Here is an 8,396-nt window from a genome sequence, read left to right as displayed (position 1 = left end):
TCGACGCCCGGGGCAAGGAGGCGGCCTTGCCCGCCTTTGCCATGCTGCTCGGGCGGCCCGGCGGCCCGGCGGCCCGGCGGCCCGGCCCCGACCGCTACCGGCGCCGGTCCAGAAATCTTGACCATCGGCCTGCCGCCTGTGGTCTCGTCGCCGCGGAAGGAGGCTCGATCTCGGGCATTGGCAGTTCCACGATCACGCGGGCGCCGCCCGTGGCGATGTCCTGGGCCTGGACGACGCCCCCCATCCCTTCGGCGAAACGTCGCACGAGGCTCAGTCCCAGCCCGGCGCCCTGATCGATGTCATTTGCCTGGGTCGCGCCGCGCGAGAACAGCCTTGCCCGGATTTCCGGAGAGAATCCAGGGCCTGTATCCTCCACCACGAACCGGTAGATGGGCGCGGCGGGTGTCGGCGTGCGCTCCACGCGAAAGGCGACCTGCCCCTCTGTCGTGAACTTCACCGCATTGCTGAGCAGGTTCGTCAGCACCTGGTTCAGGCGCACCGGATCGCCTTTCACCACCACACCGGCCAGATCCGGCGCAGACACATGAAACGCCAGGCCCTTGCGGCGGGCCGCCACGGACCAGATCCCCGAGAGCGCGTCCAGCAGCGGCTCCAGGGCGAAGGCTTCAGAGGTGATGTCGGCTGCGGCGGCCGGGGCTTCCCCGGCCGGGGTCTCGCCGATCTCCCGGGCATCCCGGAGCGTACGGTTCAGCAAGGCGAGCATGGCGGCCCCGGAATCCCGGATCAGCTTCGCCAGTTCCAGATCATGATCGGGGAGAGGACGCGCCGCCAGGACATCGGCGATGGCCAGGACGCCGTTCAGCGGGGTTCGCAACTCATGGCTGAGGTCCGCGATCTGGGCGCTGAAGCGGCCCGCGACGGCGCGGGACGCTTCCAGCGTTCGCAGGCGGGCTTCGGCGCTCTCCAGGGCGGCCATGAGCCTGGCCACCTCGGCGGCGCCGCCGTCGACGAAGGGCTGGGCCTCGATCAGGATGAACCAGGGGGAGGGCGCGTCCAGGCCCCTGGCGAGGCCGATCCTCACGCCGTAGGTGACGACGCCGTCAGGCGCGGAGAAGGCCCGCCCCGACACCTGGTGCGCACGGACAGGTCCGTCAGCCCATCTGCCGATGGCGGCCGCCAGGTCCGCCCCGGTCAGGGTTCTGAGCGGTGAACCCCTGAGGGATGAGAGGTTCCCCCAGCCCTCATCAATGGTGGTCTCGCCGTCCGGCCGGCTTGACACCCTGACAATGAGCGGTCCCGCCTCGGCATGCTCAAGCAGAGCGGTGGGCATGGCCAGGCGCTGGGCCCCCGCCAGTGGCGTTTCAAGGATCAAATGCATGGCGACTCCAGCCAGGCCTCAGGCGCGCCTGGCCGCCTGTCGTAAACCGAAGCCCGGAGGCTGACTGTAAACGAAGGCAACACGGGCGCCGGTTCCGGGGCCATGAGGGAACGAGGACGCGCCGACAGTTCCCGGCCGTTCACACGGCGCAGAGACGGGACGTCCCAGGGTCATTGGCGGGCGTCCGTCGGTCCACGGCGTGCAGGCGCGACTGGACAGCCTTCCACAGGGCCATCAGTTCGGCTTCGGCCAGCTGGGACCCCAGCTCCAGCGCGGACCGGCCTGAGGCGAGCGACGTCTGATAGACCTGGCGGGCGCTCAGCCGGGCCAGCAGCGGCAGTCCGGTGAGGGCCAGGGCTTCCTCGGCCCGGCGAACCGAGGGAGCCGTCACATCGCCTCTGGGGGCAGGGGTCTGGTTCAGCACCACCGCGCCCGTCCGTCCGAGCTGGCGGATCAGGTCGACCGACTGCACGATCGAAGCGATGTCGAGAAAGGTCGGCCGACTGACGATGAGGTTCAGGTCCGCACTGTTGACGGCCTGGGCGACGTCACCCATGGGGGCCGGCGGCGTGTCGATAATCATCAGGTCGCAGCCCTCGCGCTGTGCGACCTGCGCCGTCTGGTAGAGATGGCCGGCCGTCTTGGCCGCGACGCGGGGGCCCATGGCGCCTCGCGATCCCAAGGTCAGGGCGGCCGACCTCTGGGGATCAATATCCACCAGCAGAACCTTGTGGCCGCGGAGATGCGCGACCAGCGCGAGATTCACCGCTACGGTGGTTTTCCCCGCACCGCCCTTTCTTGAGATCACAGCAATGGTCTTCATCGCGCAATGGCCGCCCGAGACGCTTCAACGCCCGGAGGCTACCATGTGGCGCATGTCACAAGAATGCCTTCATGCCTTTGAGATATATGGATTTTACAGTCGTTTACGGTCTGAATCGGCGGATCGGTTCAGAAGTCGAAAGTTCTGTACCGTCCGGAGTTCTGAATGAAGGTGGCGCTGCTAGACGACGATGCGAACGATCTCGCCCTCCTGACCAGGGCTGTGGAGGGGATGGGCCATGCGATCGTCGCTCTGTCGCGGGCCGAGCCGCTGATCGCCGCCCTTCGGCGAGACACCGTGGACCTGATCATCCTGGACTGGAACTTGCCCGACCGGTCCGGCCTGGAGGTGGTTCGCTGGGTGCGCATGAACCTCGATCCGCCGCCGCCCATGCTCCTGGTCACCAGTCGCGCCGACGATCAGGACGTCATCGCCGGGCTCTCGGCCGGCGCTGACGACTATCTGACGAAGCCCCTGGCCGAGCCGCTGCTGGCGGCGCGCATCGAGGCCCTGCTGAGGCGGGCCTATCCCGCGCGGCGACGGCGGCATGAAGAGACCCATGCCGGCGTGACCTTCGAGCCGCTGAACATGACCGCCCGGATCCACGGCGCCGCCGTTCAGCTGACCGCCAAGGAGTTCGCCCTCGCCCTGGTGCTGTTCCGGAACCTCCACCGGGCCCTGTCCCGCTCCTACCTCATCGAGGCGGTCTGGGGCGTGGATCCGGGTGTGAACAGCCGGTCGCTGGACATGCATGTCTCCCGGGTGAGAACCAAGCTGCGGCTGCGGCCGGAGCACGGATTCAGGCTGACGCCGGTGTACAGTTACGGCTATCGACTGGAGAGCCTGGGCGCTGAAGGCTTGTGAAGGGGACGGGGATCGTGTTTGGCCGCATTCTGGCGGGTCTGGTTCTGGGCGCCGCCCTGCTCTGCGGGCATGACGCCTCCGCTCAGCCCGATGAGGGCCGGACCGTCGCCTATACGGTCACGTCGGGCGACACGCTCATCGACCTGGCTGAATCCTGGCTGCTTCGCCGGGAGGATTACCGTGTGGTGGCGCGGCTGAATGGCGTGACCAATCCCCGGCGCCTGGCTGTGGGCCGCACCCTCCGTTTCCCTGTCCATCTGCTCAGGACCCGGCCCGCCGTGGCTGTGGTCTCCAACGTCCGGGGCGAGGCCAGTGTGCGATCCGGCGGGGAGACGCGCATCCCGGGACAGGGCGAGCGGCTGCAGGAGGGGGCGATCATCGCCACCGGCGCCAACGCCTTCGTGCGCTTGGAGCTGCCTGACGGCAGCCATGTGGCCCTGCCGTCGCAAAGCCGCGTGCGGATTTCCCGTCTCCGGCGAGTGCTTCTGACGGGTGGATACGACCAGCAGTTCGACGTGCTTACCGGCAGGCTGGAAGCCGGGGCCCGGCCAGTGGACGCCGCGGGCCGGTTCGAGATCGTCACCCCCATAGCGGTCTCGGCCGTCCGCGGCACCGAGTTCCGGGTCGCCTACGCCGCCGAAGCGGGGCGAGGCGCCACGGAGGTGCTTGAAGGGCAGGTGGGCGTGCAGGCGGCGGATGCGGCCTTGCTGGTTCAGGCCGGCCAGGGCGTGGCCGCCAGCGCCATCGGCGCCGAACTGGCGTCGCTGCCCTCCGCCCCGACGCTGAATGACCCTGGCCGGCCACAGTCCGGCGAGGCGATCGTCCTTGTGCCGGAGGGGGTCGAGGAGGCGGTCGCCTACCGGGCGCGCCTGGCCACCGATGCAGGGTTGATTGACGCCTTCGCCGAAACGGAAGCTCCCGCCGGGCAGGCCTTGACCTTCGAGGCAATCGAGGACGGAGAGTATTTCGTGCGCCTGACCGCGGTCTCGTCCGGGGGTCTCGAAGGCGTCCCGGCCGTTTACAGCATCCTGCGGGTCCGTACGGGCGCCGCCGGTCTTCAGGCCCTGTCGGGCGGGTCTGGTCGTGACCGGAGCCATCTCTTCCGATGGCGCGCGGAGGGGGATCGGCCTGCGGAGTTCCGTTTTCAGCTGAGCGCCGCCGGTCAGGACGCGCCGCCTGTTATCGACGTGCCCGGTCTGACCGCGCCGGAGATCACGCTCAGCGGCCTGGAGCCGGGCGTCTACAACTGGCGGGTCCGGGTCACCACGCGGGCCTATGGCCGAACCCTCTCGACCTGGACGGAGCCGCAGGAGCTCCGCATCGGAAGCTAGATTGACCCGCAGGGGCCCCTGGGGCGATCCGAGACGGGCAGGGCGGCGGGCTCTGCTGGAGTGGATCGCCGTCACCTGCCTTGTGGTGACGGCCACCGTTGCGCTCTCATCGACCTGGGCCCTCAGCCGGGCCAACGGCCTCGCCTATGACAGCTGGATGCGCTGGGGCGCCGGAGCCCCCTCCGAAGAGGTTCTGGTCGTCGCCATCGACAACCGGAGCCTGGGCGAGGTGGGGCGCTGGCCCTGGTCCCGGGGCGTCCATGCCGACCTGATCGATCGGCTTTCGAACGCCGGCGCCCGGGCCATCGCCATGGACATCCTGTTTTTCGAGCCCGAAGGCGACGCCGACGCCCTGCTGGCCGAGGCCCTGCAGGCCTCGGGCCGGGTCTGTCTGGCGGAGGCTGTCGACCCACAGGCCTGGGCAGGCGGGCGGCCCCACGCAACCGGGCCCATCGCGCCCCTCGGGTCCAGCGCCGCCGGCCAGGGCCACGTGAACCTGACCGCGGACGAAGACGGCATCGTTCGCCGGCTGCCGCTGTGGCTTACGGGCGGGGGCCAGGCCTGGCCTCACCTGGCGGCCTGCCTGCTGGATGTGGCGGGCCATCCGTTGCCGTCCGCGCCGTCCAGTTCCGCTGACCGGCTGGCGGCGGACCCCCTGATGGTGCGCTTTCGCGGACCGCCTGGCGCGTTCCGAACCGTCTCGGCGTCGGATGTTCTGCGCGGCGAGACGCCGCGCTCGGCGATCGACAACCGGCTCGTGATCGTCGGCGTCACCGCCGACGGTCTCGGTGATCGCTACGCCACCCCCACCTCTGTGGGGGGGAGACTGTTCAATGGCGTGGAGATCCAGGCGGCGCTCGTGGACACGCTTGTGTCGGACGCCGGCGTGCGTCCGGTGAGCTCCGTGGCCACGGCCGTGGTCTCCGCCGCGCTGATCCTGCTGCTCATGGGCGGCCTGCTGATCTTCAATCCACGCTGGAGTCTGGCCTTGAGTCTCGGACTCGTCATCGCCGTGCTCATGGCGTCCTGGAGTCTCCTGCAGCTGGGCTGGTGGTTCGAACCGGCTGCGGCCGTCCTGGGCGCGGCCCTGGCCCTGCCCCTGTGGAGCTGGCGGCGGCTGGTCGCCGCCTCGGTCTATCTCGAGACAGAACTGATCGCCCTGGACCGGGACGCTCCAGGCCCGTTTCTCTGGCGCCGCATCGGCTCCGATGTGGTGGCGCGCCAGGCTTCGGCCATGACCCTGGCGATTGACGGGCTCAAGCGCCTGAACCGGTTCATCTCGGGGGTCCTGCAGGATCTGCCCGACGCGACACTGGTGGTTGACGCCGACGGGATGGTGCGTCTGGCCAACGTCCGGGCGGAGGACCTTTTCGAGCGGCGGCCGCTGACGGGCGAACCGTTCCAGCGCCTCCTCACCGAACTGGGGGCCCCCGCGACGGAAGGCGAGTTCTCGACCCCGCAGGGGCGCATTCTTTCGGTCAGCATCACCGAGGTCGCTTCTGGCGACGGTTTGCGCATCGTGCGGCTGGCCGATGTCACCGCGGCCCGCGTCGTGCAGCGGCAAAGGGAGGCGGCGCTGCAACTGCTCGGCCATGACATGCGCGCGCCGCTCACGTCCATCCTGGCGGTTCTGGAGGGCGGCGGCCGGATCAACTCCGCCCACCTCAGGCAGCGGATCGGCGACAATGCCCGCCTGACGCTGAGAATGGCGGACAGCTATGTGCAATTGGCGCGCGCGGAGTCGCAGCCTCTTGAGCCGGAGATCTTTGACGCGGCGGACCTCCTCATTGACGCTGCGGACAGCTTGTGGCCGCTGGCCCACGCCAGGTCTGTGGCCCTGGTCACCCCGCCCCAGGCGGATGGTGTCATGGTGCTGGCTGACCGGGTCCTGCTGACCCGGGCCCTGATCAACCTCATCGACAACGCCATCAAGGTCGCGCCCAGGGGCACGAGGATCGACGTGCGGCTGGATGCTGACACCGAGGCCGGGGCGGTTCGACTGGAGGTAGAGGACGAAGGACCTGGCCTGGAGCCTGCCGAGTTCGAGGACCTGTGCCGGCCGTTTCAACGCAGGGAGGGACCCGGGCCTGGCGTCGGACTCGGTCTGGCCTTCGTGCGCGCCACGGTGGAGCGGCATGGGGGAAGGCTCGTCTGCGGCAAAGGCGCGCGCGGCGGCGCCCTGGTGAGGATCAGTCTTCCCGCGGCGTCGCCGGATCCGTAGCCAGCAAGGCGTCTACCGCCTGTCGCGCCAGTTCGGCCGGGGGCGGAGCCCTGTGTTCACGGCCGGGTCGAACCCGGTGAGCGGCCTCGGCCCGGCGCAGCTCCTGTCCGGTCCGCCCATCAATCAGGCGCAGGGTCAGCGTCTTCATGCGGGCAGGGGACCGCCACCACGGCGTGCGTGACGGGGCCGCCAGCCAGTCGCGGTCCGTCGTCGGCCGTTCGCCCACAAAGGCCCCGGCGTGTTCCGGGCGCTCCGTCAGCGTGGCCTCAACCATGAGCGGGGCGTCATCCACGATCCGCGGGCCTCGGGCGGCCAGCGCCTCGCTGACAAGATCGCGCATGGGCCCCGGGTCTTCGATGAAGACCACCTGCGACCCGGCTTCCTGGGGATAAGGGGCGCCGGCGCTTCGCGTCGAGATCATGTCGGCTCCCAGACAGCCTGAAAGCGCCAGGGACAGTGCGCCGGACAGGATCAGGGATGGATGTTTCATGACCCCCATTCGTCCCTCATTCACCCGCCGTGTCCAGCCGCCGTAGGAACAGGGAAATGTCAACGAGTGTAACTCCTGCGCCTGAACCTCTGGCCTGCCGAAACAACTTGGGGATAGGCAGGGCTGCTGGCCGCAGGGGGCGGCATCATGGGGAGGCTAGGATGGTCAGGAAACTCACTGCCGAATTTGTCGGGACGCTTGTCCTGGTGCTGTTCGGCTGCGGCGCCGCCGTTCTCGGACCGGCGCCGTTTGATCAACTGGCCGTCTCCCTGGCCTTCGGCTTCGCCATAGTGGCCATGGCCTATGGACTGGGTCCGGTGTCCGGCTGTCACGTGAACCCGGCTGTCAGCCTGGCCGGCTTCATCGCAGGGCGTATGTCGGGCCGAGACATGGTCGGCTACTGGATCGCCCAGATCCTGGGCGCCATTGCCGGCGCGGTCATCCTTGCGACGCTCGCGAAAACCGGAACATCCAATCTGGGTCAGAATGGATGGGGCCCCGGATATCTGGGTGAGTATCCGCTGATGACGGCGGCCCTCTTCGAGTTCGTGATGACCGCCATCTTCGTGGTGGTGATCCTCGGGGTCAGCGGTGACAAGGGGCACGCGCCGTTTGCGGGGGTGGCCATCGGCATCACCCTCGCGGCGATCCACATCGTGGGCATCCAGGTGACGGGGGTGTCGGTCAACCCCGCGCGCAGTATCGGCCCGGCGCTTCTCTCTGGCGGACAGGCCCTGTCGCAGCTCTGGCTGTTCATTGTTGCGCCGGTCCTGGGCGCTGTCGCGGGGGCGCTGCTGTTCCGTTTCCGGCTACTTGAACCAGAGGCTTGAGGCCAGGCCCTGGGTCACAAAAGGGCCCATCAGGTTCTACTTGATCAAGCAGCCGCGCTACGGAACGCTGTTACTGGATATGATTTCGCCGAGAAACAGATGTCCACCAGTCGTGCCGCATCTTCTGACGAGCTGTCGGTTTCCGTGACCGACCAAGCGATCGAGATCCGGTGGTTCGGAGCGACCTTTCGCTGCTCCGCCGACGAGGCGCACCGGATTTCCGATCTGCTCTGGGAGGGGGCCATCGAGCTGGAGCGTTGTCGGACCGCGATCGCGGATTCAAGCGACGGGGCCTGCGGTCTCGACTAACGGTCAACCGGGCAAGCTGCGCTGGATGCGGTTTGGGTGGCGAGCGTGCCTCCCTCTTCCGCGCCGATGGCGCTACAGACTTCAGCCTTGGGGCGCAAAACTGGAACTATGTTCGCACCAGACACGACAGCTTGTTGCAAGCCCTTTAGAAACTCAGGAACTCAGTGTTCGAATCCATTGGGGCGCACC

8 protein-coding genes are annotated in these 8,396 nt (G+C 68.6%); 5 read left to right on the top strand and 3 right to left on the bottom strand.

Annotated features, from left to right (window positions below):
• Window positions 1-94 precede the first annotated feature (94 nt).
• Window positions 95-1,339, bottom strand: coding sequence for a HAMP domain-containing sensor histidine kinase (locus tag C0461_RS11925; protein ID WP_292107216.1), 1,245 nt, complete (start codon window positions 1,337-1,339; stop codon window positions 95-97).
• A gap of 139 nt (window positions 1,340-1,478) precedes the next feature.
• The gene (locus C0461_RS11920) at window positions 1,479-2,162 is read right to left on the bottom strand and encodes a ParA family protein (RefSeq protein WP_292107214.1); all 684 of its coding nucleotides are present in this window, start codon (window positions 2,160-2,162) and stop codon (window positions 1,479-1,481) included.
• A gap of 165 nt (window positions 2,163-2,327) precedes the next feature.
• On the opposite strand from C0461_RS11920, the gene C0461_RS11915 reads away from it, so the two are divergent.
• The 3 genes from C0461_RS11915 to C0461_RS11905 are packed head-to-tail and all read left to right on the top strand — an operon-like array spanning window position 2,328 to window position 6,578.
• Window positions 2,328-3,026 (top strand): response regulator transcription factor, encoded by a 699-nt coding sequence (locus C0461_RS11915; RefSeq protein ID WP_292107212.1) that lies wholly within the window; start codon window positions 2,328-2,330, stop codon window positions 3,024-3,026.
• A 14-nt stretch (window positions 3,027-3,040) separates the two neighbouring features.
• On the top strand, window positions 3,041-4,357 hold the full coding sequence (locus tag C0461_RS11910; protein ID WP_292107210.1) for a FecR domain-containing protein: 1,317 nt from the start codon (window positions 3,041-3,043) through the stop codon (window positions 4,355-4,357).
• Between the two features lies 1 nt (window position 4,358).
• Complete coding sequence (locus C0461_RS11905; RefSeq protein WP_292107207.1) at window positions 4,359-6,578, top strand: CHASE2 domain-containing protein; 2,220 nt, start codon at window positions 4,359-4,361, stop codon at window positions 6,576-6,578.
• On the opposite strand, the gene C0461_RS11900 is transcribed toward C0461_RS11905, so the two are convergent.
• Window positions 6,547-7,068, bottom strand: coding sequence for a hypothetical protein (locus C0461_RS11900; RefSeq protein ID WP_292107205.1), 522 nt, complete (start codon window positions 7,066-7,068; stop codon window positions 6,547-6,549). The genes C0461_RS11905 and C0461_RS11900 overlap by 32 nt on opposite strands.
• 161 nt (window positions 7,069-7,229) lie before the next feature.
• On the opposite strand from C0461_RS11900, the gene C0461_RS11895 reads away from it, so the two are divergent.
• Together C0461_RS11895 and C0461_RS11890 are read left to right on the top strand one after the other, a co-directional pair.
• The gene (locus C0461_RS11895; protein WP_292107203.1) at window positions 7,230-7,898 is read left to right on the top strand and encodes an aquaporin; all 669 of its coding nucleotides are present in this window, start codon (window positions 7,230-7,232) and stop codon (window positions 7,896-7,898) included.
• Window positions 7,899-8,042: 144 nt separating this feature from the next.
• Entirely contained in the window at window positions 8,043-8,207 is a 165-nt protein-coding gene (locus C0461_RS11890) for a hypothetical protein (RefSeq protein WP_292107200.1), read from the top strand.
• The last annotated feature ends 189 nt before the right edge of the window (window positions 8,208-8,396 follow it).

The organism is Brevundimonas sp. (assembly GCF_013823285.1).
GTDB lineage: Bacteria > Pseudomonadota > Alphaproteobacteria > Caulobacterales > Caulobacteraceae > Brevundimonas.
This window is presented reverse-complemented; position numbering and strand designations above follow the sequence as displayed.